The organism is Lacinutrix mariniflava (genome assembly GCF_001418015.1).
In the GTDB taxonomy this organism is placed as follows: domain Bacteria; phylum Bacteroidota; class Bacteroidia; order Flavobacteriales; family Flavobacteriaceae; genus Lacinutrix; species Lacinutrix mariniflava.
In genome coordinates this window covers 1-26870 of sequence record NZ_LIQG01000017.1, presented here as the reverse complement: position 1 = coordinate 26870, position 26870 = coordinate 1, and the positions used below count along the sequence as shown (strand labels likewise).

Below are 26870 nucleotides of genomic sequence, written 5' to 3'. Positions count from 1 at the left end.
GGTTATACTTTTAATCTCTAGACAATAATTCTTTAAATTAAGTTAAAACCACTACATTTTCAAACTGTCTTTTGGATAACATATATAAAACTTAGTTACTTGCTTAGCAAGGGCTTTAAGATTTAATTGATCACTAGCTTTTACTATATCTTCAATTTTTCCGTTTTTATGTAAAATATTTATCCCTTGTTTTTTACGAGTATACGCTTGATTCGATATTTCACCTGTGAATACGAAATATTCAGCTTCAGCTTGAGAAATAGAATGTTTTTCCATTAATTCCTTTTTATGTTGAATTAATAAGGCAGACTTAATCTCTTTCTTCTTAATTTTAACCTTCAGTAAATCTCTGTTAATAATCATTTGACAAAGATTTTTTAAGACAAAATCGTCGTGATATTGCCATTCTTTCATTGCTGAAACAATATCATAATCATCTAATTTCGAAAACGTCTCAAGACTTTCGGTATTGAAATTATCAAGTGTAATTTCTTTTTTTAGAAAATATTTAAGTGGCTTACTAGCTGGCAACTCCTCGCCTCGTTTTGTTAATTCTTTAGCACGTTTAAGCACCCTAATTAATAATTGCTCTGCAGATAAACTTGTTTTATGCAAATACACTTGCCAGTACATTAAGCGCCTGGCAACCAAGAACTTTTCTATACTATAAATACCTTTGTCTTCGACTACTAATTTATCATCCTTAACATTAAGCATGGTAATTAAGCGTTCGCTATTAATATTACCTTCGGCAACTCCAGTATAAAAACTATCGCGCTTTAAATAATCTGCTCTATCCATATCTATTTGGCTAGAAATAAGCTCACACATAAACTGTCGAGGATATTCGCCTTTAAAAATTTGAATCGCCAACGTTAAATCGTTGTTAAATTCAGCATTGAGTTTCTCCATAAAAAGCATAGAAATATGCTCGTGCGAGACACCATTTACAATACTATGTTCCATTGCATGAGAGAATGGTCCATGACCAATATCATGCAATAAAATAGCGATATAGAGTGCGTTTTTTTCTTCTTCAGAAATCTCAACACCCTTAAAACGTAGTACTTGCACCGATTTCTGCATTAAATGCATACAGCCAATGGCGTGATGAAAACGCGTGTGGTGAGCTCCTGGATATACAAGATAACTCATTCCCATTTGTGTGATGCGGCGTAGCCTTTGGAAATAACGATGTTCGATTAAATCGAAAATTAACGAATTAGGGATTGTAATAAATCCGTAAATTGGGTCGTTTAATATTTTAAGTTTGTTACTTTTCTGCAAACTGATAATTTTTACTGAGAACTCGTTTATACTTATTACATTTAAGCGAAAATTAGGCTTTTTGAACTTAGGTGAAGACTTTTTCAAACTTCATAGTATCGTTACGAAGTGATAAAAAGACAAAATATAAGTTTAAAAGGGCATTTTTTTTAGCAAATGAAAAAAGTTTAAACGGGTTCTAAATTAGATAAACAAATATACATGGATAAAATAAAAATACTTTGGGTTGACGATGAAATCGATTTACTAAAACCACATATTATCTTTTTAGAGAAAAAAAACTACGCCGTTACCAAGTGTAATAGCGGAACAGAGGCGCTTGAGATTTTAGATGAAGAAAAGTTTGATATCGTGTTTCTAGACGAAAACATGCCTGGTTTAACGGGTTTGGAGACGTTACACGAAATAAAAGAGAAACAAGACACGCTTCCTGTGGTTATGATTACCAAAAGTGAAGAGGAATATATAATGGAGGACGCCATTGGCAATAAAATTGCCGATTACCTTATAAAACCAGTAAACCCAAATCAAATTTTACTTAGTTTAAAGAAGAATTTGGACCATTCGCGATTAATATCGGAGAAAACAACCTCTAATTACCAACAAGAATTTAGAAAAATTGCTATGGACATGGCAATGGTAAATACTTACGAAGAATGGGTTGCACTTTACCAAAAGCTTATTTATTGGGAAATGCAACTTGAAGATATTGAAGATACTGGTATGTTCGAGATTTTAGAGTCGCAAAAAAATGAAGCGAACGTGTTATTTGGAAAATTTATTGACAAAAATTACCCTACCTGGTTTGAGCCTAATGTAGATGCGCCTACTCTGTCTTATAATTTATTTAAGGACAAAATAGTTCCAGAACTAAGCAAAGAGCAACCAACACTCTTAGTTGTTGTAGATAATTTACGCTACGACCAATGGAAAGCTTTCGAGCCTTTTGTTAGCAATCATTATAAAAAGGAAAAAGAAAGTGCTTTTTTTAGTATTTTACCTACTGCTACACAATATGCTAGAAATGCTATATTTTCAGGACTTATGCCTAGTGACATGGAAAAACTTCATCCTGAATACTGGAAAAATGATATAGATGAAGGTGGTAAAAATTTACATGAAAACGATTTTTTAGAAGCACAAATGAAGCGTTTAGGCTTAACTAATTACAAGCATGAATATTACAAGATAACCAACTTAAAAAATGGTAAAAAATTAGCAGACAATTTTAAAGGCACCAAAGACAACGACTTAACAGTTGTAGTTTACAACTTTGTAGATATGTTATCGCATTCTAAAACAGAAATGGATGTTGTAAAAGAATTAGCTTCTAACGATAAAGCGTATCGTTCGTTAACACAGAGTTGGTTTAAAAACTCTCCATTATTAGAAATGATTCAGCAAGCACAACAAATGGGCTTTAAATTAATTATTACTACAGACCATGGTACTATTAACGTAAAAAACCCTTCCAAAGTAGTTGGAGACCGTGATACAAGTTTAAACTTACGTTATAAAACAGGACGTAGTTTAAGTTATGAGAATAAAGACGTATTGGCTGCCAAAGATCCAAAATCTATTCACCTCCCTTCTATGTCGATGAATAGCTCTTTTATTTTTGCTAAAAGCGATTTGTTTTTTGCGTATCCAAATAACTATAATCACTATGTAAGTTATTATAGGAACACCTACCAACACGGAGGCGTTTCACTAGAAGAAATGATTATTCCTTTTGTGGTACTAAATCCAAAATAAGAAATAGTCTTATTATGGAGTAACAAGAAGTAGTCTTATTAAATTAAGGCTGCTTCTTGTTTTTTAATTATTAATTATTTGTTTATTGTTATTTGTAGTTTAAGATTTATTTTTGCAAAATGTTAGAAATAGAATACACATTAAAAGATATTGATAGCGTTGCTAAAGCGGTTTTAAAACACGCTACTGCAAAATCTTTCCTCTTTGAAGCCGAAATGGGAGCCGGTAAAACAACTTTAATAAAAGCGCTAGTTAAAGCCTTAGGCTGTAATGATACCGTTAGTAGCCCTACTTTCTCTCTAGTTAACGAATACAAAACTGAAACTAAAACTATATATCATTTCGATTTATATCGCGTTGAAGACGAAAGCGAACTTTACGATTTTGGAATTGAAGACTATTTAAACTCCAATGCTTACCTATTTATAGAATGGCCAGAATTGACTAAAAATTTAGTTGATGATTATAATTGCATCACGATTGTTTTAAAAAATGAAACTTCCAGAACACTAAAAATGACTTGAAATTAAAATAATAACACTTTTTTATCTCATCAAAAAGTGTATTTTTGGCTCGATTACGGTTTTTACCGTAACAAAAAAAGCTTAAAAAGCTGTTTTTAACATAACATTAACATTTCCCGTAAATACCAACTAGTAATTTATTTAGATTTGAGTAATTAATTAATCTAAATCCCTATAAATTATGCAAAGTAAAAAGTATTTAATAGCATTAGCTATTTTCGGAGGTGTATTTTTCACCGCAAACGCTACAAACATTATTGACTTAAATGATCAAACAGAAACCGGAATTGAAAAAAAATACAGAAAAGTCCCTATGGGTTAATAAAAAGCCAAAAAACGGATACATTTTAGGGACTATTATAGCTATTTACATAGCTCTTAGTCCCTATTTTTTTTATTTATATGAAAATATTCCAAATACTAGAATTTGGGAAACATATTTATTTGCTTACGATGCAAAAAGTTGGCAAGAAGCTAATTTTGCAATGTGGGTTTTAGTAGGAAAAGTACTTCCTCTTACTTTCGTATTTATATGGTTTTTAACCTGCCGTCACTGGTGGTATCATGCGTTAATAGTACCTATCACAATGTACACCTATCAAGTAATTGTTTTCTTTAATGATAATATTACATACATCGATGAATTTCAACTAATTCATCTTATTCCAGTTATGGCAATAATAATTCCTTCAATTTACTTAGTAAGGGCAAGAATTTTTAATAGAATTAACACCGTAAACAAATCCACTCAAGAACTTGAAGACGAATTAACTTTTCGACCAAATACTCTTTGGGGGAAAATAAAACAGTTTTTTTAATAGAATTAGATAATAAAAAATAATTTACTTGTTAATTTACTATTTATTCGTAATTTAAATCTTTGTAAATAACGAATAGCAAAACATGGCAAAACCCATTACTCCATTTTCTAAGGCTCAACTCCTACCACAAGAGGAGACTTTAGAGATTTTAAAGCAAAAAAGCTCACTATTTATTGGTATTCCAAAAGAAACAGCATTTCAAGAAAAGCGTGTTTGTTTAACTCCAGATGCCGTTTCAGCTATAGTAAATAATGGTCATCGCGTATTGGTAGAATCTGGAGCAGGAAAAGGCTCCAAATTTAGCGATAAAGATTATAGCGAAAATGGTGCAGAAATAACTAACGATGTTGCCAAAGTATATGGTTGCCCAATGATTTTAAAAGTAGAACCTCCTACTCTAGAAGAATTGAAATTAATAAACCCGAAAACCATACTTATTTCGGCTTTACAAATAAAAACACAGTCTAAAGAATATTTCGAAACACTTGCTAAAAAACGTATTACTGCTTTAGCATTCGAATTTATTCGCGATCAAGACGGTGCTTATCCCGCAGTTCGTGCATTAAGCGAAATTGCTGGAACAGCTTCAGTTTTAATTGCTTCAGAATTATTAAGCAACACAACCAACGGAAACGGATTAATGTTTGGAAACATTAGCGGTGTACCACCAATAGAAGTCGTTATTCTTGGCGCAGGAACCGTAGGAGAATTTGCTGCCAGAAGCGCAATTGGCTTAGGTGCAAATGTGAAAATTTTTGACAACTCTATAACTAAGCTCCGTTGCGTACAAACTAATTTAGGCAGAACGCTTTACACTTCTACTATTCAACCAAAATACTTAAAAAAGGCTCTAAAACGTTGTGACGTAGTAATTGGTGCAGTTCGAGGCAAAGACAGATCTCCTGTAATTGTAACAGAAGACATGGTAGAGCAAATGAAAAAAGGTGCTGTTATTATTGACGTAAGCATAGATACGGGTGGCTGTTTTGAAACTAGCGATGTAACAACGCATAAACATCCTGTTTTCGAGAAACATGGTGTAATACATTATTGCGTTCCTAATATTCCTGCTCGCTATTCGCGAACAGCATCGGCGTCAATTAGCAACATTTTCACACCTTATCTCCTTCAAATTGGTGAAGATGGTGGTTTAGAACACTCTCTAAGAATGGATCATGGACTTAAAAACGGCCTCTACTTCTACCATGGTATTTTAACTAATCGTGCTGTTGGTGAATGGTTTGACATGTCTTATAACGATGTAAATCTTCTTATTTTTTAAATCCTATTTTAATAGCTTTTTCTCTATTATAAACCAGTTTTATTCACGAATTTTGTTGAAATTAATTTAGTTCTGAAATTAATTCAGAATGATGAAAAATAAATTTGAAATGAGTTTACTTAAAAGATTTGGTTATTATTTTGGTGGGTTTTCTATTGGTTTAGTCATTTTAGCCTTTTTTTTAAACGGAAAAAAAGCCTCTTGCGATTACGGACCAGACGCTAGAACATTAAAAAACATTAGAACCAAAACCTTGGTATACTCTAATGAAGCTAAAGATTTTATGACTTCTAAAAGTATTGACACCACAAATATAAACTACATTCTATTTAAAGGTGATGTAGATTTTTCTAAAAGCGAAGCCAAAAGAAAACCTTGCGGACTTTATTTTGTTGAAGGCACCGTGGATAACAAAGACATAGGAGTAATAGTAGAAAACTGCGAAAAGACTGCAACTATAAATTCTGTTGAATTTTTAGACTAATTTTTTCGACGTTTACGCTCTTTCTTTAGTAAACCTAATTCTCTACTTGTTTGTCCTGCAACAGAAGTGTTTTCTTCCGCACGACGAATTAAGTAAGGCATCACATCTTTAACAGGTCCAAAAGGCAAGTACTTTGCCACATTGTAGCCGCTTTTAGCGAGGTTGAAACTTATATGGTCACTCATACCATACAATTGACCAAACCATACACGATTATCTTCTTTCTCAATACCTAAGGCTTCCATTAACTCTAAAGCCATGTAAGTACTCTCTTCATTATGAGTCCCTATAAATATAGATATATCATTTAAGTTCTCTAAAATATAACGCTGGCAATCATTAAAGTTGTCATCTGTAGCCTTCTTGTCTGCACAAATTGGAGAATCGTATCCTTTATCTTGCGCTCTTTCGCGCTCTTTTTCCATGTACGCACCTCTAACAATTTTAAAACCTAGCTTATATCCTTTTTCTTTAGCACGTTCATGGGAAGCTTTTAAATAAGCTAATCTATCCCAACGATAGGTCTGTAAAGTATTATAAACAATAGGCACATCCTTATTATAGAGCTCCATCATCTCTTCTATTAAGTCATCTGCTGCATTTTGCATCCAACTCTCCTCTCCATCAATTAACACTTCAACGTCTTTAGACTTTGCTAAGCTGCATAATGTTTTAAAACGACCTACAATCCTACTCCATTCTTCATTTTCTTCAGTTGTAAACGCTATTCCCTCTCCCTTTTTTTGAAATAATGCAAAACGTCCTAATCCAGTAGGTTTAAAAACAACAATTGGCATCGCTTCTTTTTCATCTGAGAACTCTATAATTTTTGATAAACGCGCTTGAGCACTATCAAACTGATTCTCCAATGCTTTACCTTCAACTGAATAATCTAAAACAGAACAAACTCCAGCCGTAAACATCTTATCTATAGCAGGTAAACAATCTTCTTCATTTACACCTCCACAAAAATGATCGAAAACGGTTGCCCTAATTAGCCCTTCTACTGGTAATCTAGCATTTAAAGCAAATCTAGTTGCCGCTGTACCAATACGAACTAAAGGCTCGTTCGCTATCATTTTAAATAAAAAATAAGCACGCTCTAATTCTGAATCACTTTTTAAAGCAAAAGCGACTTCCGTATTATCGAAGATGTTTTTAGATATCATTTTTATGAGAAAATTATTTGCACAAATATAAATTAACTAAGTTATACTTCTTTAAAAACTTCTTACTTTTACATCATATTAAAACACTTTTAATGAAAGCTATCACAACTCAAGATTATACTATCCATTTCAATAACGAAGGCTACAAAGCACTAAACCAGCATTTAAAAGCCTCAAATTATTCGAAAGTTTTTATTCTGTGCGACACCAATACAAACATAGATTGTGTGCCTCGTTTTTTATCGAATATTGATACAGAAATTGCTTATGATATTCTAGAAATTGACGCAGGAGAAGAATCTAAAAACCTTGACATCTGCTTAGGCTTATGGGAAGCCTTGTCTGAGTATGGCGCAGATAGAAAGAGTCTTATTATTAATATTGGCGGTGGCGTTGTTACGGACTTGGGAGGCTTTGTCGCTTCTACTTTTAAACGAGGTATAGACTTTATAAACGTACCGACATCACTATTAGCAATGGTTGACGCCTCCGTTGGAGGTAAGACAGGAATTGACTTAGGTGCATTAAAAAACCAAATTGGCGTTATTAACACTCCAAAACTCATTGTTGTTGACACTTCTTTTCTTGAAACTTTACCACAATTAGAAATGCGCTCTGGTTTAGCTGAAATGCTAAAACACGGCCTTATTTATGATGAAAAATACTGGAACAAACTTAAAGACCTATCTCAATCAACATTAGATGATTTAGATCATTTAATTTACGAATCAATAATAATAAAGAAAACAATTGTTGAGCAGGATCCTACAGAACAGGGCCTACGCAAGACTTTAAATTACGGACACACCTTAGGACACGCTATAGAATCTTACTACATGGAAAGCGATGATAAAGAGCGCTTACTACATGGAGAAGCTATTGCTATTGGAATTGTTTTAGCCAATTATCTATCTGTTAAATACTGTGGTTTTTCGGAAGAAAAAAGTAACGCTATTAAAACTGTAATAAAAGCCGTTTATGGTCATGTAGAAATTAACGAAGCAGACCTCTCTCCTATTATCGAGCTGTTAAAGTACGACAAGAAAAACGAGCATGGTAATATTAACTTTGTGTTATTAGAAACTATAGGTAAACCAAAAACAGATTGCACAGTTAAAAACGAAGACATATTAGAGGCTTTTAATTTCTACAAAGCTTAATGTGATTTATAAAAAATAAAAAAAACAAACTCAATGCGCTGGTTTTAAACTATATAAACAACCTAATCTAAACCTTTACTGCTACACGAGTAACTATAGTAGATCAAGAAAAACCAACAACAGAAGCACTATAACCATTAACTTTAAAGCCCTCAAGCGACTACAGAGATAGTGCTATTTGTTTTTTTTACAACCATAGAAATGAAACCATTCAGGTTGTAAAAACAAAAATTAACTCCGCAATTTACCACACTAAAAATAAGCAATAAACATATTATATTACGACAAATTTTAGAGAGACTAAACACTTAGCAAAGATAAGTATGTTTTAAAAGAAGGATTCTTGAACAACAAAGAAGAATAGTGCCTAAAATTACAAATAGCGCTCTCTTATGATGTCACAATGGTGTTTTTCATGTCCAGAAATTAAAAAACCTAAGGCACGAACAGAAACCTCTCCTCCTCCAGCAATACCAGTTCTTTTTAAAACCTCACTATTACTAACAAATGTTTTATAAAGCGCTATAGTCGCTTGCTTCACTAACACAAACTCATCCAATAGACTATCTATAGACCTTTCATTAGCATAACATTCTAAAATATAATCATCCTGCTCAAAGCCAGCTACCGGAGTCCTGTCTTTTCTTGCAAAACGCAAAGCTCTGTAAGCAAAAATACGTTCCGAATCTATTAAATGACTTATTACCTCCTTAATAGTCCACTTACCTTCTTCGTAACGATACTCCAGCTTATCGGCAGGAATTGACCTTAAGAAACTAATTGTTTTCTCTAATCCGTCCTCCAAACCATCAAACAGCACTAAATCGCTAATTTTATTAATATACGGCTGAAAATAAGGCAGATACTCACCTTTATTTAAATCTGATACTTTCATTTGTCTTTAAATTTTATTCATAAAAAAGTCCTTCAGCAAGATAGCTAAAGGACTTTAATTTATAATAGTTTTAGTTTTCTAAATAGAATTAAAAATATCATGCATTAAACGTTTTTTGTCGTTTAAGCTTTCTTCTAAAGATATCATTGTTTCTGTTCTGTACACACCTTCAATATCGTCAAGTCTAAAAATAATATCTTTTGCATGCTCAGTATTCTTCGCTCTTATTTTACAAAAGACATTAAACTTACCAGTAGTAACATGAGCTACAGTAACAAAAGGAATCTCGTTTATACGCTCTAAAACAAACGTTGTTTCCGATGTATTCTTAAGAAAAACACCCACATAAGCTATGAATGAATACCCTAATTTCTTATAATCTAAAGTAAGAGAAGAACCTTTAATAATTCCAGCATCTTCCATTTTCTTCACCCTTACGTGAACAGTTCCAGCAGATATTAATAACTTTTTTGCAATATCTGTAAAAGGAACTCTTGTATTATCGATCAGCATATCAAGAATTTGATGATCTATTTCGTCTAGTTTAAATTTAGCCATTTTATATATTTTCTTAAATAAAAAACAAAAATAATACATTTTTACTGAATTATCCTTACTAAAAATACAGATTAATCAAATTTAATTGAAAATTTTGCGTTATTTATTATTACGAAATCGTTTTCGACACCTACAACAACAGGAACTCTTTGTGCATCTAAAACCGTGTGACCATTAGCATTCAATTGATTATGCGAGAAAAAATCATCAAGATTAGCTATTTTTTCAATTTTAGGAATAAAATGGAGTTTTTTATCAATCAATTTTTCCTGATACTGTATAGCAATGTCTAAATATTCATTATTATGGAGCGCATTCCTTATTATCACATCATAAAATAACTTATCATTCTGCGGAATGCCCGCATATTCACAATAGTCCTCTAAATCAATAGCATCCTCTGCAATCGCGAATAAAGAAACTAAATAGGATTGAAAAACATAACGTCTCACCTCTTCTCTCTCGTAATCGTTAGCACAATGACCAGCTTCAAACAACACTGTCGGCACGTTTAAACTTTGAAAAGCATCACCAACGCAGTTAATATTAAAAGCATCATCATATGTTCCAACCTGGCCCAACAACTCTTTTTGCAGCATATTATTTATCTTAACAATAATAGACATCGCAATTTTTCTATTACCCGTAATCGTACACTCTTTATCTTGAGCTGGAGATAAAAAGGATAAACTGGCCGAATTATTCGTTTTTCCTGCACTAAATATAGTACGCTGCCCATGTAAATTGAAACAATAATCTGGCTTAAAGCTATTAAAGACACTTTTTAACACCTTGCTTTCTGGCTGTGTAAGATTTTGAGCATCTCTATTTAAGTCGACAGAATTAGCATTTAATCGCGTATACGCTTTAGCTCCGTCTGGATTCAAAATAGGAATTATAAGTATTGTACAGCTGCTTAAAATTGACTTTGCCTGAGAATTATCTGTAAAAAAGTTGAGTAAATCGAAAATAGCCTTAGTAGTTGTCGATTCGTTTCCATGCATCTGAGACCACATTAAAATCTTTTTTTTACCAGATCCAATGCTTATAGAATAAATATCTTCCTTTAAAACAGACTGCCCAACAACCTCTATTTTAAAATTATTCGCATGCTTATTTAAAAGCGGAGTAATATGCTTAGTATGAATATATCGCCCAAAAAGATCTATTTCCTTATGTGTATTAAATATAGCCTTTAACGTTATGTCTTCCATGTAGGTTTTGTTTATGTTACAAATGTAAACAATATCTATTTTACATTTGTAAACATAGATTGTTACAAATGTAATTTACAAGTGTAACCAAAACTTATAAAAACAATAGGTTCGTTCAATCAATTTTAACAGAATTAGAATACGAAACACTTTTATATTTACAACTATTATGTTTTCAGTCATTTACATTCACTTGTTTAAAGTTTAAGTTTAATAAAATATAACTTATTAGTCCGTATCAATGAATAATAAAACTGTTAAATACACAATTGTAAACACCTTCTTATTGTTAGATTGTTTACATTTGTGTAACAATGATAAACAACGAAGAATTTACTAAAAGATTAAAAAAGGTGATCGATTACTACGGTGAAAGCGCGTCTTCTTTTGCCGAAAAAATAGGTGTACAACGCTCGAGTATTTCTCATATACTATCTGGTAGAAATAAACCAAGTTTGGAATTTGTATTGAAAGTACTCTCCTCTTTTCCGGAAGTACAATTGTATTGGTTGATGAATGGAAAAGGAAATTTTCCAGCTGAAAAAAATGCAGAACAAAAAGTAGAGCAAAAACCTAAACCTCAAAATGAAGATTTATTTTCAACTCCTCAAACTGAAAAAATCACAACTGAGATTTCTGAAGTAAAACAAATAACCTCAAATTCTAAAAAAGAAATTGATCGCATAATCATTTTTTATAAAGACGGCAGTTTTTCAAATTTTGAGAATTAAATTTTAATTATAATTTATTAATTTATCATTTTCGAAAAAATCGATTTTCTTACCACTTTGATAAAAACATGTTTTTCTCTTTGCTTCTATTTTATTTTTTCAAAATTACTCAGATTAAAATATCAAATTCAATTCATAACTAAAATCTATCGTTTTTCGATTTAATATAGTCGACATGTCTTTTTTGAAATTTTACGAATTACGCACAAAGCTTCGAGAAAACTTAAATACGCGATTCTAAGAGATTAGTAAAAAAGCACATTTTTAACCTATTCATTTTGTAATTTTGTTATTAAGCAAATTTTAAAAATGAAACAGATACTCTTCCTATTTATTCTTATTGTAAGTTGCCAGCAACCACAACGAAAATGTACAGATTACAAAACAGGTTATTTTGAATTCAATTACACTGACAATGGCGTTGAAAAAACTGGACACATATTAAGGACTGAAAACCTTCAAATAGAAACATACGATAATAAAACAGATTCATCTGAAGTAAGATGGATTAACGATTGTGAAGTTATTTTTAAAACTATTAATCCCAAACGTATGGCTGATAAAAATGATATTCATTTAAAAATTCTAAGCACAACAGATTCTAGCTATACTTTTGAGTATTCTTATGTTGGAAAATCTGAAAAACAAAAAGGCACTGCGCTAAGAGCTAAATTAATTAAAAACTAAAATAGCGATGTTGGACTTCCTATTAACTTCTGATGCAATTTTTGCTTTATTAACTTTAACCTTTCTCGAGATTATTCTAGGGATAGATAATATTGTATTTATTTCTATCGCTGCTAATAAGCTTCCGGAAGAACAACGTGAAAAAATAACTAACATAGGATTGTTGTTAGCAATGGTACAACGCATTATTCTATTGTTCTTTGTGTCATTTTTAGTAGGGCTTTCAGAACCCTTTAAAGTTATAGATACGAGCTGGCTTCATCTTGAAATAAGCTGGCAAGCGTTAATACTATTTTGTGGTGGTTTATTTTTAATTTATAAATCTACTTCGGAAATTAGAGAGAAAGTTGAAACTCCACATCACGATGAAGACCAGGCAAAAGGAAAAGTGATAAAATCTTTCAAACACGCTATTGTGCAAATACTAATTATTGATTTTATTTTCTCTATTGATTCTATTTTAACTGCAGTTGGAATGACTAACGGTCTATCAGACAACCAAGATCACAACCTTATTTTAATGATAATTGCAGTTGTTATCTCCATTGCAATAATGATTGGTTTTGCAAACAAAATAAGACGTTTTATAGATGAAAACCCAAGTATTCAAATACTAGGATTATCATTTTTAATATTGATTGGTTTTATGCTGCTTACTGAAGCGGCTCACCTCTCTCACACTAAGTTTTTTGGAAACACTGTTGGCGCAATACCTAAAGGTTATCTATATTTTGCAATAACGTTTTCTTTATTTGTAGAGTTTTTAAACAAGAAGACTAGCAAGTCTAACAAATAAGATTTTTAAAAATTAATTTATTATAAAATTAAGCTTCGAGAGAGACTAATTACCTTGTTAAGAATGCACTGTACTATTTATTTAACCTAAACCTTAAGAGTAGTTATATTCTAATCCATTCTCACAAAATAGCCCAATTCTGTTAATTGAGATTTTTCTTTAATAACTCTTAAATAACCATCTTTTAAAAAAATTATGTTATCGGCTATATTTAATACATTTTCATAATCATGATCTGTAATAATTATTCCTTTTTCATTTTTCACTTCCATTATGCATTCTATTATATACTCCTTTAATATTGGACTAACACCATTAAAAGGCTCGTCCAATAATATAAATTTTGAATTAGAATGAATTAATAATAAAATTTCAATAATTCTTCTTTGCCCTCCAGAAAGTTCTTGACTAGCTCTATTAAGTAAAGGGATTATAAATTTGTTTGAAAGTAGTTTTTCTCTATATCTTTCTTCGAGAAATAGATTAATAATTTTTATAACTCTAACTCCGTTGGGTAAAAAATGTTTTTGAGGCAAGTAACTAATTAAGCCTTTACAATCGGATGTACTTTTAATCAACTTTCCATCAATTTTGACAAATTTGCTTTCAGCTTTTTCTACTCCAAATATAATTTTAAGCACTGTCGATTTACCACAGCCATTTCTGCCTATTAATGCTTTAACCTCTCCTATTTCACAAGACAAAAATACATCAGACAAGATGACTCTGTTGTTATAAGACTTAGTAATGCTATCAACAAAAAGACGACTCATATTAATGTAAATATTAAAACATTAATTAAACCCAAAAATAAAGTTGACAACCATAGTTGCAACCTTGTAAACCCCAAATTATAATAGTAGAAATATTCGTGTTGGTTCTTAACTTCGTATATAAAATAATGCAGCAATAACATAACCAGCATAACAGAAATACCAATAACTGCTACATTTCCTAAAAGAGCAGTTGGAACAGAAATTACATAAGAAGTAAAAAATATTTTCTTCTGAAATAAGAGTATGTTTTTTAGAAGTCTCAGGTTTAGTTTTTTTTTATAATTATTTAAAAATAAATATCAAAAAACTAAACTATCAGAAAATTAAGTTAATTCTAATTAAAACAACGACGTCTGATCTTCACCTTCAAGGTTTTCTTTTTTCTTTTGGATCGCTCTTTCTAAAGCTTTTTTAGCTTTATCTTCTTTACTTTTAAATTCTTTGATTGGCTTTTCAATTTCAACAACAGGAACATCTATAGGTAAAACGTTTTCCACAACAACTTCATCAACAACCTCTATGTCTTCAACAACGAGCTCCTCTGGAACTTCGTACTCTAAAGGCTCTAATAGATTAACCTGATTTACTTTGTACTTTGTTAATTGATTTCCTAAAGCTGAAAGTCCTTTAACTGCAATAAAATCTTCGATATTAATCGATTCATCTTCTCGCCTATCTTTACCTCTTTCTTTAACAAATACAATTTCTGCCATAGGTTTCCAATCTGTAGAAACAATTTCTAATTGCGACTTTTCATGCTCTGTAATAAAGCTCTCCTCCCGACCTTCATGTTCAATTAAAAAACGTTTAACATAATATTTCTCGTTTTTACCATCGAAATAAATAGCTGAAATTGGTTTTTCAGGAATCCATTTTTCTAGAACAATCATATCATCATCAAAATGAAGCGTCACTTCTGGAGTTACCGTTTTCACCATTCCTTTCTGATTGATAATTAACAGCATATCTTCGCCTTTAAACTCACCTATTAATTCTCCACGAGCATCAACATTTATACGCTGCACAGTATCGTCGAACCATATTTTACGCGGTTTTAATGTCGAAATACCTTTTTCTTTTAAATCTATAGATTTTATTGGGTATTTAGTAACCACGTTTCCTTTTGAAGCGCGGCCTTTAATTAGAATATCGGTAAAATCGACATCCCATTTTAATTTCTTCACACTACCAACTTGACGTAATGCTATCGAAATAACCTCAGCTTCACCATTAGGATTCGCTGAAAAATACCATAATTTAGAACTTTTAGTTCCATTAGTTAAATCGTACTCTTTATCTCTAGTAACAGATGTTACCGCAAAACGTTTTATATATGATGCACCTTTACTTCCATCGCGATAAATCATGTTATAAATAGTACGCTTGTCTTTCTTTTTAAAAATGGCGACGTGTATAATATCTTTACCAATAAAGGTTTTAGTATCCACCTTAGTTACCATCATTTTCCCATCACCTGTAAACGCAATAATATCGTCGATATCACTACAATCGCCAACATACTCGTCTTTTCGTAAAGAGGTACCAATAAAACCTTCCTCTCTATTAACATAGAGTTTTGTGTTTCTAATAATTACCTTGGTAGCATCTACATCTCCAAACGTACGTATTTCCGTTTTACGCTCTCGACCTTCTCCATATTCCTTTTTCAATCTTGTAAAGTATGCAATTGCATAATCTATAAGGTTTGCAAGATGATGCTTCACCTCAGCAATTTGCTCTTCTAAAGCATCAATTTTTTGTTGTGCTTTATCAATATCAAATTTCGAAATACGCTTGATTCGAATTTCAGTTAAACGTGTAATATCCTCAACAGTTACACTACGTTTTAAATGTTTTATATGTGGTTGAAGTCCTTTATCGATAGCAGTAATAACACCATCCCAAGTTTCTTCTTCTTCAATATCGCGATAGATTCTATTTTCTATAAAAATACGTTCTAAACTCGCAAAGTGCCATTGCTCTTCAAACTCACCAAGTTTAATTTCAAGCTCTTGCTTTAAAAGTTGCACTGTGTTATCTGTACTACGACGTAGCATTTCGGTAACACCAACAAATAATGGTTTATTATCTTCAATAACACAACCTAAAGGCGAAATTGAACTTTCACAACTTGTAAAAGCAAATAACGCATCAATAGTTTTATCTGGTGATAAACCTGAAGGTAATTGAATTAATATCTCTACGTTAGCAGCTGTATTATCTTCAATTTTTTTAATCTTAATTTTCCCTTTATCGTTCGCTTTTAATATCGAATCGATAAGTGATGATGTTGTTGTACCAAAAGGAATTTCGGTAATAACCAACGTATTTTTATCGGTTTGCGAAATCTTAGCACGCACACGTACTTTTCCACCTCTTAAACCATCATTATAATTTGAAAAATCTGCAACACCTGCAGTTGGAAAATCTGGAAGAATAGTAAAACGCTTGCCTTGTAAATGCTTTATTGAAGCATCAATTAATTCAATAAAATTGTGAGGTAATATTTTAGTCGATAAACCTACGGCAATTCCTTCGCCTCCTTGCGCTAATAATAGCGGAAACATTACCGGAAGATTGGTTGGTTCTTTCCTTCTACCATCGTAACTCTGCTGCCACTCTGTAATTTTAGGATTAAAGACAACGTCTAATCCAAATTTAGAAATACGCGCTTCAATATAACGAGAAGCTGCTGCTCTATCTCCTGTAAGTATATTTCCCCAGTTACCTTGTGTGTCTATTAATAAATCTTTCTGGCCAATTTGAACCATAGCATCTGCAATACTCGCATCACCGTGTGGATGATACTGCATGGTGTGACCAACAATGTTTGCTACTTTATTGTAACGACCATCGTCTAGATCCTTCATAGAATGCATGATACGACGTTGCACAGGCTTAAAACCATCTTCTATGGCTGGCACTGCACGTTCTAAAATTACATACGAAGCATAATCTAAAAACCACTCTTTGTACATTCCAGTAATTCTGGTAATGGTTTCTTGTGGTTCTAAATTCTCTTCGTTTGTTATGTTCTCTAAATCGTCGTTTTCTTCTGTCATATTCAATTTATCATCCCTAAAGAATGTAATACTATTTAATTTTTAGAGCCTTTATATTTTATAAAAGTAATTAATGCCAAAAACAACATGATTCCTATTCCATAATAAGACATCTTATTTACCTCCCAACTTAAATTACTAAAATCTAGCGTTAAAACCCATCCTAAGGCTACGGCTAATGCAATAATAGTTAAGTTTTTTTGTATTAAATTTAAGTTCATAATTACTTCTTCTATTAAACCAACCTTAAAAATCTAATCGTTTAATTTTATATTTTTTTGAATTCCGCATCAATGCCAGAACTGCAAACAATTATTCATCTTTTAATGCTGATTTATAATCGTATATACTTTTAGCCAAACCTAATGCCGAAATTAATACTGCGACATAATACATTGTATTTCCTTTAACCTCTAAATCGTTTGTAAAAATCTTAGAAATCCAATAACCTATAAGCAATACCCAACCTACTATTTTAAATATTTTCATTCGTTAGTAAATGATTATTTTTTATTTCTCTTCTTCAATTAAATCTACCTCAACCTTCAAATTATTTATAATAAACTCTTGTCTTGTAGGTGTGTTTTTCCCCATATAGAAAGATAGCAATTCATCTATAGACATATTATCGTCTAACATTACTGGATCTAAGCGAATATCGTCTCCAATGAAGTGCACAAACTCGTCTGGTGAAATTTCACCAAGACCTTTAAATCGGGTAATTTCAGGTTTTGGTTTTAATTCTTCTAAGGCGTTTCTTTTTTCTTCATCAGAATAACAATAAATTGTTTTCTTCTTATTACGAACTCTAAACAAAGGTGTTTGTAAAATATATAAATGTCCTTCTTTTATAACTTCAGGAAAAAACTGAAGAAAAAATGTTATTAATAATAAGCGAATGTGCATACCATCGACATCGGCATCTGTTGCTATTACTACGTTATTGTAACGCAAATCGGCAAGAGATTCCTCTATATTTAATGCTGCTTGTAGTAAATTAAATTCTTCGTTTTCGTAAACAATTTTCTTTGTTAAACCATAACAATTTAATGGCTTACCTTTTAAACTAAAAACAGCTTGCGTGTTTACATCTCGAGATTTTGTAATACTACCTGATGCTGAGTCTCCCTCTGTAATAAACAAAGTCGACTCTAAATTTCTTGGGTTTTTAGCATCTCCAAAGTGTACACGACAATCGCGTAACTTCTTATTGTGTAAATTAGATTTTTTAGCTCTGTCTTTTGCTAATTTTCTAATACCAGATAATTCTTTACGTTCACGTTCTGCTTGTAGAATTTTACGTTGAATTTTCTCTGCAGTGTCTGTATTTTTATGTAGGTAATTATCTAATTGTGTTTTTAAAAAATCGTTTATGTACGTTCTTACAGTTGGTAACTCACCTCCCATATCTGTAGAACCTAACTTTGTTTTAGTCTGACTCTCGAAAATGGGCTCCATAACCTTAATGGCAATGGCAGAAACAACAGATTTTCTAATATCTGATGCATCGTATTGCTTACCATAGAAATCACGAATTGTTTTTACAATAGCTTCTCTAAAGGCTATTAAGTGTGTTCCACCTTGCGTAGTATTTTGTCCGTTTACGAAACTGTTGTACTCTTCGCTATATTGTGTTTTACTGTGTGTAAGTGCTACTTCAATATCTTCACCTTTAAGATGAATAATTGGATATAGTAAATCTGATTCTGCAATTTTTTCAGATAAAAGATCTTTAAGACCGTTTTCACTGTAATATTTTTCGCCATTAAAAACTATTGTTAAACCTGGATTTAGGTACACATAGTTTTTAAGCATTTTTACTATGTACTCTGGTCTGTACTTATAGTTTTTGAAGATAATTTCATCTGGTACGAAAGATACTTTAGTCCCTTTTCGTCTACTCGTTTCTTCTAAAAGTTCTTGAGTTATTAAATTTCCTTGCTCGAAATCTGCAGAAGCACTTCTACCATCTCTAGAAGATTCTACTCTAAAGTAAGATGACAATGCATTTACTGCTTTTGTACCAACACCGTTTAATCCTACCGATTTTTTAAAGGCTTTAGAATCGTACTTTCCACCGGTGTTCATTTTAGACACAACGTCTACCACTTTACCTAACGGAATACCACGACCATAATCGCGAACAATTACTTTAGTACCTTGAACAGAGATCTCAATATTTTTACCCGCTCCCATTACAAACTCATCTATAGAGTTGTCTAAGACTTCTTTAAGAAGAATGTATATACCATCGTCTGGCGAAGACCCATCACCTAACTTACCAATATACATTCCTGGACGCATACGAATATGTTCTTTCCAGTCGAGCGAGCGTATATTATCTTCGGTATATTTTGTTTCTTCAGCCATAGGATTGAGAGCGAAATTAGGATGCAACTGCTAATATAATATAACATACTAAAAAATAAAACACTGTATCGATAAAGTAATTAACAATAGAGAAATAATGTTGTTGAGAATATTAATTTTTAAGCATTTATCATCTAAAATTTAATCTTTTTTTACACTCTTTTTAGATACTAATAGTATTCCTAAAATAACAACTACAGTTCCAAATATTTGTAAAATTGCTAGCTTTTCATTTAAAAAAACAACTGCTAAAATTATGGTTGAAATGGGTCCAATTCCTGCTATAATTGCAAAATTTGAAGAGCTTATTAATTTAATTGAAATAGACACTAAAAACGAAGGAATTACTGTTGCAAAAACAGCTATTAACAAGCCTAAAACATAGACTTGCCATGGGAAATTAAATATATCTACTTGAGATATAATTCCGAAATGAACAAACACACAAATACATGATATTAACATTGCATATGCTGTAAACCGAACAACTCCAAATTTAGGAATTAACCAACCACTACCTACTAAATAAGAAGCAAAAGTAATAGCGCTTAGCAGTACAAAAAAGCCTCCGATATAAGCATTACTTCCAGAGATACTAACTTCGCTTCCAAAAGTGATTATAATGCCTATGTAAGTTATTAATATTGCTATTTTTTGATTTTTAGTAATCTTCTTTTTGAGAAATAATTTATTAAACAGCAACACAATTGTTGGGTAAACGAAAAGGATAATGCGCTCTAAGCTTGCTTTTATATATGTTAAGCCAACAAAATCGAAATAACTCGCTAAATAATAACCAACAACACCAAAAAAGACGAGCCATTGGTAATCTTTAGTGTTAATAGCGGCTTCTCCTTTTTTCTCGTTTCTATAAATGTAAGCAATCACAATATAAAACGGAAAAGAAAATAACATTCTTAAAAATAGCACACTAAGCGCATCAATTTTATATTGATATGCTAGTTTTACCATCACAGCTTTAGAGGAGAATAATACTATTCCTAAAATGCCTAATAAAACACCATTGATTAAAGTTTTTTTAGAGTCCATTTGGTAAAATTATAACACTAATTTTTTGTGCTAAATAAAATAGGATACTTATTACGATACTCAACGCAATAATTATTGTTGACTTTCAGCTTTCTGTTTTAAAAACTGATTTCTAGTTGTTAGCAAATTAACCATGTAACGCTTTAATAATAACGTATTTAATAGCCTTCCTACAATTCCGAAAGGAGATTGAAAATAAAATTTATCAATCATAAGTGTTTTGTGTTCTTCGGAAGAAAAAATATGCTCATGCCTAAAGCTTTTAAAAGCACCAGAAAGCATTTCATCTACAAAATAATAAGGTGTTTTAAATTCCGTGATTTTAGAAGTTAACTCTTGTTTAATTCCAAAATGAGTCGCCTCCCAAGTTACCCATTCACCTAATTCTATTAATCCTGAAGTTTTACCAGCAATTGCTCTTTCTTTTGAATGCTTCATTGAAGCTTTATGAAAATCAATATTACGAGACAAATTAAAACAGGTTTCAATATCTGCGTTTATTATTGTTTTAAGTTCTATTAATGGCATGTTGTAAAATACTTCGACAAACTCAGAATGACATTATCATCCTAACTGCCTTAATTAATTATAAAGATATACATGCTTTTACTCATAGCATCCACTTTCAATAAAAAAACCGAGATGAAAAATTCATCTCGGTTTTAGTCTTTATTCTTATATCTAAAAGTTTTACGCTCTTGATACTTATTTACACATTAAATAAGAAATGCATAACATCTCCGTCTTTAACTACGTAAGTTTTACCTTCTACTTTCATTTTACCAGCTTCTTTTACTTTAGCTTCACTTCCATGCTCTACGTAATCATTATAACCAATAACTTCTGCACGAATAAAACCTTTTTCGAAATCTGTATGTATCACTCCTGCTGCCTGAGGTGCAGTTGATCCAATATTAATTGTCCAAGCACGCACTTCTTTTACACCTGCTGTAAAATAGGTTTGTAGGTTTAATAACTTGTAAGCAGAACGGATTAGTTTAGCAGAACCTGGCTCATCTAAACCAATATCTCCTAAAAACATTTGACGCTCTTCGTAATCGTCTAATTCTGTAATATCAGCCTCTGTTCCTACTGCAAGTACTAAAACTTCAGCACCTTCATCTTTTACTGCTTCTTTAACTCTATCTACATACTCGTTTCCATTAACAGCAGAACCTTCATCTACATTACAAACATAAAGTACTGGTTTATCTGTTATTAATTGCGACGGCTTTACAAACTCTCTATCTTCATCTTCTGTAAACTCTAAAGCACGAACAGAAATTCCGGCCTCTAAACCTGCTTTTAGTTTTAAAAGAACAGCTTCTTCTTTCTGTGCTTCTTTATTTCCAGTTTTTGCAGCACGCTTCACTTTTTCAAGCTTCTTATCTACTGTCTCCAAATCTTTTAATTGTAACTCTATATCAATAGTCTCCTTATCACTAATAGGATCTATCTTTCCATCTACATGTATAATATTATCATTATCAAAGCAACGTAATACGTGTAAAATAGCATCTGTTTCACGAATATTAGCTAAGAATTGGTTCCCTAAACCTTCTCCTTTACTAGCTCCTTTTACCAATCCTGCAATATCAACAATCTCTACTGTTGCTGGTAAAACACGTTCTGGATTTACTAATTCTTCTAATTTTTGAAGTCTTGGATCTGGTACATTTACTACACCAATATTTGGTTCTATAGTACAAAACGGAAAGTTTGCACTTTGCGCTTTAGCATTAGATAAACAATTAAATAAAGTTGATTTGCCTACGTTTGGTAAGCCTACTATTCCTGCTTTCATTTTATTAATTTTAAAGCTGCAAATATAACATACTATATGTTAAAGTGAAGATTTTAAATATTATTTAAAAATGAATTTATTTAACAATTTTATAATAATAATATCAGATAAACTCTTAATAAAACTAAAATTACAATGAGATTATAACCTTTTTGTGATTTCTTTAACATATTTTAGCTAAAATTAATTTAATCCATATTACATGAAAAAACTTAACTTATTATTTGCCTTACTACTTTGTACGGCATTTACTTTTGCTCAACAATCCCTCGAAGGAAAAGTAACAGATGTCGATGGCTCTGGACTCCCTGGTATTAACATTGTAGAAAAAGGCACGCAAAACGGAACTGCTACAGATTTTGATGGAAACTACACTATTAGCGTTGGTGATAATGCTACATTAGTATACAGCTCTGTAGGTTATGCAAAACAAGAAATTAAAGTAAACGGGAAATCTACTATCAATGTAACTTTGGCAGATGGAGAAGCTTTAGAAGAGATTGTACTTGTAGGTTCACGTACAGCACCAAGAAGTAATGTTGACACGGCTTTACCAGTAGATGTTGTAGGCTCTCAAGAATTAGTAGCTACAGGTCAAGCTACTTTCGATAAAGCTTTACAATACAGAATTCCATCGTTTAACACAGTACAAACGCCTGTAAATGATGCTACTTCTTTATTAGATCCTTACGAAATTAGAAACATGGGACCAAGTAGAACATTAATTCTTATTAATGGTAAACGTAAAAATTTAAGTGCGTTATTATACACACAAACCTCTCCAGGACGTGGTGAAACTGGTGCAGATATTTCTGCAATACCAACAGACGCTATTAAAAGAGTTGAAATTTTACGTGATGGTGCATCTGCACAGTATGGATCTGATGCCATTGCTGGTGTAATGAACATTATATTAAAAGACGACGTTAATAAAGGTTCTGCAACGTTAAGAACTGGAATATCTTCTGAAGGTGATGGAGAAACAATAGGTTTTTCTGTAAACAACGGTACTAGTATTGGTGACGATAAAGGTTATATTAACTATACTATAGATTTATCTAAAACTAATTTATCAAACAGACCTGGTACTGTAGATGGAGGAACATCTAATCTTGGACCAAATGGAGAACCATTAGAAGGCGGTGAGTATGCAGATTTTGTATATCTTGATCCAAATGACACTAGCAATCACGTAGATGGAGCTACTCCTGCTTCTATTACTGCAGACAACGCAGCAGGTGTTAGTCAAATAAACGAGTATTTAGGTCGTAATCCTGATGCAGATAATATAAATGGATCACCTGAAAATGCATCTTCTAAGTTTTTAATTAATGGTGGCTATGATGTTGCAGATAATACAGAATTGTATTTTAACGCAGCTTATGTTTATAAAAAGGTTAATAGTTTTGCAAATAATAGAACACCTTATTGGAGATCTGTTGATGAAGATCCTTATTTAGCAGATTTTTTCCCTGGTAGCAACCCTAATACTGCAGGAGGTTACGATGGTTACACTCCAACTTTTGAAGGTTTATTAAACGATTACAATGGTACTATTGGTGTAAAAACAAAAGTTAACGATTGGAATGTAGATTTAAGTTACACAACCGGTGGTAACACGCAAACTTATACTGTTAGTAATTCTCATAACAGGAATGACGTATTCGCTCCTAGCTATAATCCTGATACTGGTGAATTTGAGCCTACAGAATTATACAGAGAAAACAGTCAACAATCATTCGATCCAGGTGGAACAAAATTCACTCATAATGTAGGAAACATTGATATTTCTAGAATACTATCTGATAAAGTAAGCGTTGGTTTTGGTGCCGAGTTTAGAAATGAAACTTTTGAAGTTATTGAAGGTGAATTAGCTTCTTATGATGGTGGTGGTGCAGATTCTTTTTCTGGTAATGCTCCTCAAAACTCTGGTAAATTCAACCGTTATAACATTGGTGGTTATTTCTCTTTAGATTATGATGTAAATGACGCTTTTCTATTAAGCGGAACAATTAGAACAGAAAATTATTCTGATTTTGGTAACACTTTCGTTTATAAATTAAGTTCACGTTACAAATTAACCGAAAACCTAACAGCTAGAGCATCTATTTCTTCAGGATTTAGAGCGCCAACGCTTCACCAAATTTACACTCAAAAAGCACAGTATAGCTTTACTCCTGGATCAGGAATTCAAGTTGGAGGTTTAATTAACAATGTTTCAACACAAGCTAAATTATTAGGCATACCAGAATTAGATGCTGAAACTTCAAACAACTTTACAATAGGATTTGGAGGAAAACTAGCTGACAATCTAACATTTACAGTAGACTACTATAGTATTTCTGTAAAAGATAGAATTGTTTTAGGTTCTGAAATAACTGGTACTGATTTTGATGATGATGGAAACAACATTGGAACAACTCCATTAGATGATATTTTGAGAGACAACAACTTAAACGATGTAAGTTTCTTTTCTAACGCTATAGATACTAGAACATCTGGAATTGATGTTGTTTTAAGCAAAAGAAATATTTCTTTAGGAGAAGGCGATTTAGATCTTAATCTTTCTGGAAATTATACTATAAAAAACGAAAGAGACGGAGCTGTTAAAGATATTCCTTTAGTAGCAAACGCAGGACAATCTGTTGTAAATGCAACTCAAGAAGCTTTATTTTTTACTTCTAGACCAGAAACAAAATGGATTCTTGGAGCTAATTACGACATTAATAAATTCGGGTTCTCTTTAAACAATACTTACTTTGGTAAAACTACTTTTAAGCAGCAAGGTTTAAGTAATGATTTACGCACAGAGTTTATACCTAAAATTGTTACAGATTTAGCGGTTAACTATAACGCTACAGATAAATTGACAATTTCTTTAAATATAAACAACCTTCTTAATGTATTACCAGAATGGGAGTTTAAGGCAGAAAATGCAGATGGTGATGCTATTTTAGCAGATGCTGCAGCAACAAGAAACCAATCTAACTTAATTACTTTTAACCAACGTTATTCTCAAACTACTTACGATGGTTCTCATTTTAGTCAATTAGGTACTATGTTTAACTTATCTATAAACTACAAGTTTTAATTAAACCTAAGTTTATAATTTAAAATGCTACTCCTACCCGAGTAGCATTTTTTTATTCAATATTTTTATATTAAAAATCGCAAAAAAAAACACACATATAAACCTGACAAATAGATAGTTGCAATTAAACAAAAGGTAGGAGTTTTAACATTAAAGTTGTTGTATTTATATATCACAAAAACCAACCATTATGAGATCAATTATTTTATCAGCATTTTTACTACTATTTGTTTTTTCTTGTGCCGAAGATGAAAAACCAAACCCAAATCCAGAAAACATAACTATTTCTGGCAAGCTACTCGCTCCTAACACTATAGATCCTATTGTAAATGCAAAAGTTATCGCTTTGCACAATAATATAGTCGCATTTGAAACTACAACAGATGCTCAAGGTAATTTTCAATTATCTCTTAAAAAAGGTGATTATAATTTAAAGCTATCTAAAGGACTATTTACTACCGAAAAACAAATCAGGGTTGAAGAAGACATAACTTTAGAAAGTTATAAAATTGAAATACTTCCTAACATTGGAGTAATTACAGGAAGTTACGATAATATTGAAAGTGTTCTATATGGTATTGGCTTAATAAACCCTATTACAGCAGAACCATTATTCGATATAATAGATGGTATCTCTACAAATAAAAACATGGCTTTAGATAACTTAGCGCATGGAAACGGAACCAATAATGGTAATAGCCAAATAAAAAATCCAATATTAAATCCTAATGTAGGCTTCTCTTATACAGATTTAATGTCTGATCCTACTCTTTTAGCATCTTACGATGTTTTATTTATTAATTGCAGTGACCATTCAGAAAATCCTATTTACGAGCAAAACTTAATGGACTATGTAAATAATGGAGGGTTTTTATATGTTACAGATTGGTCGTCTAGTCTATTAAATACCATAACAAATAACGATACTAATTATTTGTCTTTCTACACACCTAGACGAAGCGGACAATCCTTAACGACTACTGCTACTATTTTAGATGGTAATTTAAGTGCTTGGTTATTATTAAACTATGGAATATCTATTAATGATGTTGTGGAAATTGATGAATTTCTATACGCTTGGCAGGTTGTAGAGTCTTATGATCCTGCTACAACGATCTCCTGGATTAATGGTGAAGTAGATTATAATGATGCGACTTCTACAACTATAACAGAAAACAAAGATTTAGCGTTTACATTTCTATTAGGCCAAGGTGCTATTTTCTATTCTTCATTTCATACAGAGAACCAAGAATTCGATTTCACTACAACAGATAGAATAATGGAGTATTTAGTTTTTGAAATGACTGACATCGATTAATGCAGATACAATATAAAAAAAGCCGAACATGTAAAA

25 protein-coding genes are annotated in these 26870 nt (G+C 31.8%); 12 read left to right on the top strand and 13 right to left on the bottom strand.

All coding sequences use genetic code 11. The features are described 5' to 3' along the window. Positions 1-51: 51 nt before the first annotated feature. On the bottom strand, positions 52-1287 hold the full coding sequence (locus ASC44_RS01600) for an HD domain-containing protein (RefSeq protein ID WP_055446070.1): 1236 nt from the start codon (positions 1285-1287) through the stop codon (positions 52-54). A 201-nt stretch (positions 1288-1488) separates the two neighbouring features. Here ASC44_RS01600 and porX point away from each other — a divergent pair, with 201 nt between their 5' ends. The 6 genes from porX (at position 1489) to ASC44_RS01575 (ending at position 6153) form a co-directional block, all read left to right on the top strand. After that, entirely contained in the window at positions 1489-3042 is a 1554-nt protein-coding gene (porX, locus tag ASC44_RS01595) for a T9SS response regulator signal transducer PorX (RefSeq protein ID WP_055445878.1), read from the top strand. A gap of 119 nt (positions 3043-3161) precedes the next feature. After that, positions 3162-3566 carry a tRNA (adenosine(37)-N6)-threonylcarbamoyltransferase complex ATPase subunit type 1 TsaE gene (gene tsaE / locus ASC44_RS01590; RefSeq protein ID WP_055445877.1) on the top strand — a complete coding sequence of 135 codons (405 nt, stop codon included), beginning with the start codon at positions 3162-3164 and terminating at the stop codon, positions 3564-3566. 181 nt (positions 3567-3747) lie between these two features. Further along, positions 3748-3888, top strand: a complete 141-nt coding sequence (locus tag ASC44_RS18150) for a hypothetical protein (protein WP_169787484.1) — start codon at positions 3748-3750, stop codon at positions 3886-3888. Next, on the top strand, positions 3854-4384 hold the full coding sequence (locus ASC44_RS01585) for a hypothetical protein (RefSeq protein ID WP_241491388.1): 531 nt from the start codon (positions 3854-3856) through the stop codon (positions 4382-4384). The genes ASC44_RS18150 and ASC44_RS01585 overlap by 35 nt, the downstream gene beginning before the upstream one ends. A gap of 85 nt (positions 4385-4469) precedes the next feature. Then, positions 4470-5669: an alanine dehydrogenase gene (locus ASC44_RS01580; RefSeq protein WP_055445876.1), complete on the top strand. Its 1200-nt coding sequence runs from the start codon at positions 4470-4472 to the stop codon at positions 5667-5669. Between the two features lie 109 nt (positions 5670-5778). After that, on the top strand, positions 5779-6153 hold the full coding sequence (locus ASC44_RS01575; protein ID WP_055446068.1) for a DUF4258 domain-containing protein: 375 nt from the start codon (positions 5779-5781) through the stop codon (positions 6151-6153). On the opposite strand, the gene ASC44_RS01570 is transcribed toward ASC44_RS01575, so the two are convergent. After that, entirely contained in the window at positions 6150-7322 is a 1173-nt protein-coding gene (locus tag ASC44_RS01570) for a proline dehydrogenase family protein (RefSeq protein ID WP_055445875.1), read from the bottom strand. The two genes, ASC44_RS01575 and ASC44_RS01570, sit on opposite strands and share 4 nt — an antisense overlap. 92 nt (positions 7323-7414) lie before the next feature. On the opposite strand from ASC44_RS01570, the gene aroB reads away from it, so the two are divergent. Continuing rightward, positions 7415-8482 carry a 3-dehydroquinate synthase gene (gene aroB, locus ASC44_RS01565; protein WP_055445874.1) on the top strand — a complete coding sequence of 356 codons (1068 nt, stop codon included), beginning with the start codon at positions 7415-7417 and terminating at the stop codon, positions 8480-8482. Positions 8483-8855: 373 nt separating this feature from the next. Here aroB and ASC44_RS01560 read toward each other — a convergent pair whose 3' ends face one another. The 3 genes from ASC44_RS01560 to ASC44_RS01550 all read right to left on the bottom strand — a co-directional run bounded on the left by ASC44_RS01560 (position 8856) and on the right by ASC44_RS01550 (position 11149). Continuing rightward, complete coding sequence (locus ASC44_RS01560) at positions 8856-9377, bottom strand: DinB family protein (RefSeq protein ID WP_055445873.1); 522 nt, start codon at positions 9375-9377, stop codon at positions 8856-8858. 78 nt (positions 9378-9455) lie between these two features. Continuing rightward, complete coding sequence (locus ASC44_RS01555; protein ID WP_055445872.1) at positions 9456-9935, bottom strand: Lrp/AsnC family transcriptional regulator; 480 nt, start codon at positions 9933-9935, stop codon at positions 9456-9458. 71 nt (positions 9936-10006) lie between these two features. Continuing rightward, a complete protein-coding gene (locus tag ASC44_RS01550; protein ID WP_055445871.1) occupies positions 10007-11149 on the bottom strand; it encodes a M14 family zinc carboxypeptidase in 1143 nt (380 codons plus the stop codon). 314 nt (positions 11150-11463) lie between these two features. On the opposite strand from ASC44_RS01550, the gene ASC44_RS01545 reads away from it, so the two are divergent. The 3 genes from ASC44_RS01545 (at position 11464) to ASC44_RS01535 (ending at position 13363) form a co-directional block, all read left to right on the top strand. Then, the gene (locus ASC44_RS01545; RefSeq protein WP_055445870.1) at positions 11464-11880 is read left to right on the top strand and encodes a helix-turn-helix domain-containing protein; all 417 of its coding nucleotides are present in this window, start codon (positions 11464-11466) and stop codon (positions 11878-11880) included. A gap of 309 nt (positions 11881-12189) precedes the next feature. Next, positions 12190-12567, top strand: a complete 378-nt coding sequence (locus ASC44_RS01540) for a hypothetical protein (protein ID WP_055445869.1) — start codon at positions 12190-12192, stop codon at positions 12565-12567. Between the two features lie 7 nt (positions 12568-12574). Continuing rightward, a complete protein-coding gene (locus ASC44_RS01535; protein ID WP_055445868.1) occupies positions 12575-13363 on the top strand; it encodes a TerC family protein in 789 nt (262 codons plus the stop codon). Between the two features lie 110 nt (positions 13364-13473). Here ASC44_RS01535 and ASC44_RS01530 read toward each other — a convergent pair whose 3' ends face one another. The 8 genes from ASC44_RS01530 to ychF all read right to left on the bottom strand — a co-directional run bounded on the left by ASC44_RS01530 (position 13474) and on the right by ychF (position 22425). Then, on the bottom strand, positions 13474-14136 hold the full coding sequence (locus tag ASC44_RS01530; RefSeq protein WP_055445867.1) for an ATP-binding cassette domain-containing protein: 663 nt from the start codon (positions 14134-14136) through the stop codon (positions 13474-13476). Positions 14137-14477: 341 nt separating this feature from the next. After that, positions 14478-17201, bottom strand: coding sequence for a DNA gyrase/topoisomerase IV subunit A (locus ASC44_RS01525; RefSeq protein WP_055445866.1), 2724 nt, complete (start codon positions 17199-17201; stop codon positions 14478-14480). A 35-nt stretch (positions 17202-17236) separates the two neighbouring features. Then, positions 17237-17422, bottom strand: coding sequence for a hypothetical protein (locus ASC44_RS01520; protein ID WP_055445865.1), 186 nt, complete (start codon positions 17420-17422; stop codon positions 17237-17239). Between the two features lie 91 nt (positions 17423-17513). Continuing rightward, the gene (locus tag ASC44_RS18005; protein WP_161804992.1) at positions 17514-17690 is read right to left on the bottom strand and encodes a hypothetical protein; all 177 of its coding nucleotides are present in this window, start codon (positions 17688-17690) and stop codon (positions 17514-17516) included. Between the two features lie 21 nt (positions 17691-17711). Further along, entirely contained in the window at positions 17712-19571 is a 1860-nt protein-coding gene (locus ASC44_RS01515) for a DNA topoisomerase IV subunit B (protein ID WP_055445864.1), read from the bottom strand. Between the two features lie 141 nt (positions 19572-19712). After that, positions 19713-20621 carry a DMT family transporter gene (locus tag ASC44_RS01510; protein WP_055445863.1) on the bottom strand — a complete coding sequence of 303 codons (909 nt, stop codon included), beginning with the start codon at positions 20619-20621 and terminating at the stop codon, positions 19713-19715. A 72-nt stretch (positions 20622-20693) separates the two neighbouring features. Continuing rightward, positions 20694-21149, bottom strand: coding sequence for an SRPBCC family protein (locus ASC44_RS01505; RefSeq protein ID WP_055445862.1), 456 nt, complete (start codon positions 21147-21149; stop codon positions 20694-20696). Positions 21150-21330: 181 nt separating this feature from the next. Beyond that, a complete protein-coding gene (gene ychF / locus ASC44_RS01500; RefSeq protein WP_055445861.1) occupies positions 21331-22425 on the bottom strand; it encodes a redox-regulated ATPase YchF in 1095 nt (364 codons plus the stop codon). Between the two features lie 202 nt (positions 22426-22627). Between ychF and ASC44_RS01495 the strand changes: the two genes are divergently transcribed. Then, a complete protein-coding gene (locus ASC44_RS01495; protein WP_055445860.1) occupies positions 22628-25516 on the top strand; it encodes a TonB-dependent receptor in 2889 nt (962 codons plus the stop codon). A gap of 190 nt (positions 25517-25706) precedes the next feature. Next, positions 25707-26834: a carboxypeptidase-like regulatory domain-containing protein gene (locus tag ASC44_RS01490; protein WP_055445859.1), complete on the top strand. Its 1128-nt coding sequence runs from the start codon at positions 25707-25709 to the stop codon at positions 26832-26834. Positions 26835-26870: the final 36 nt, after the last annotated feature.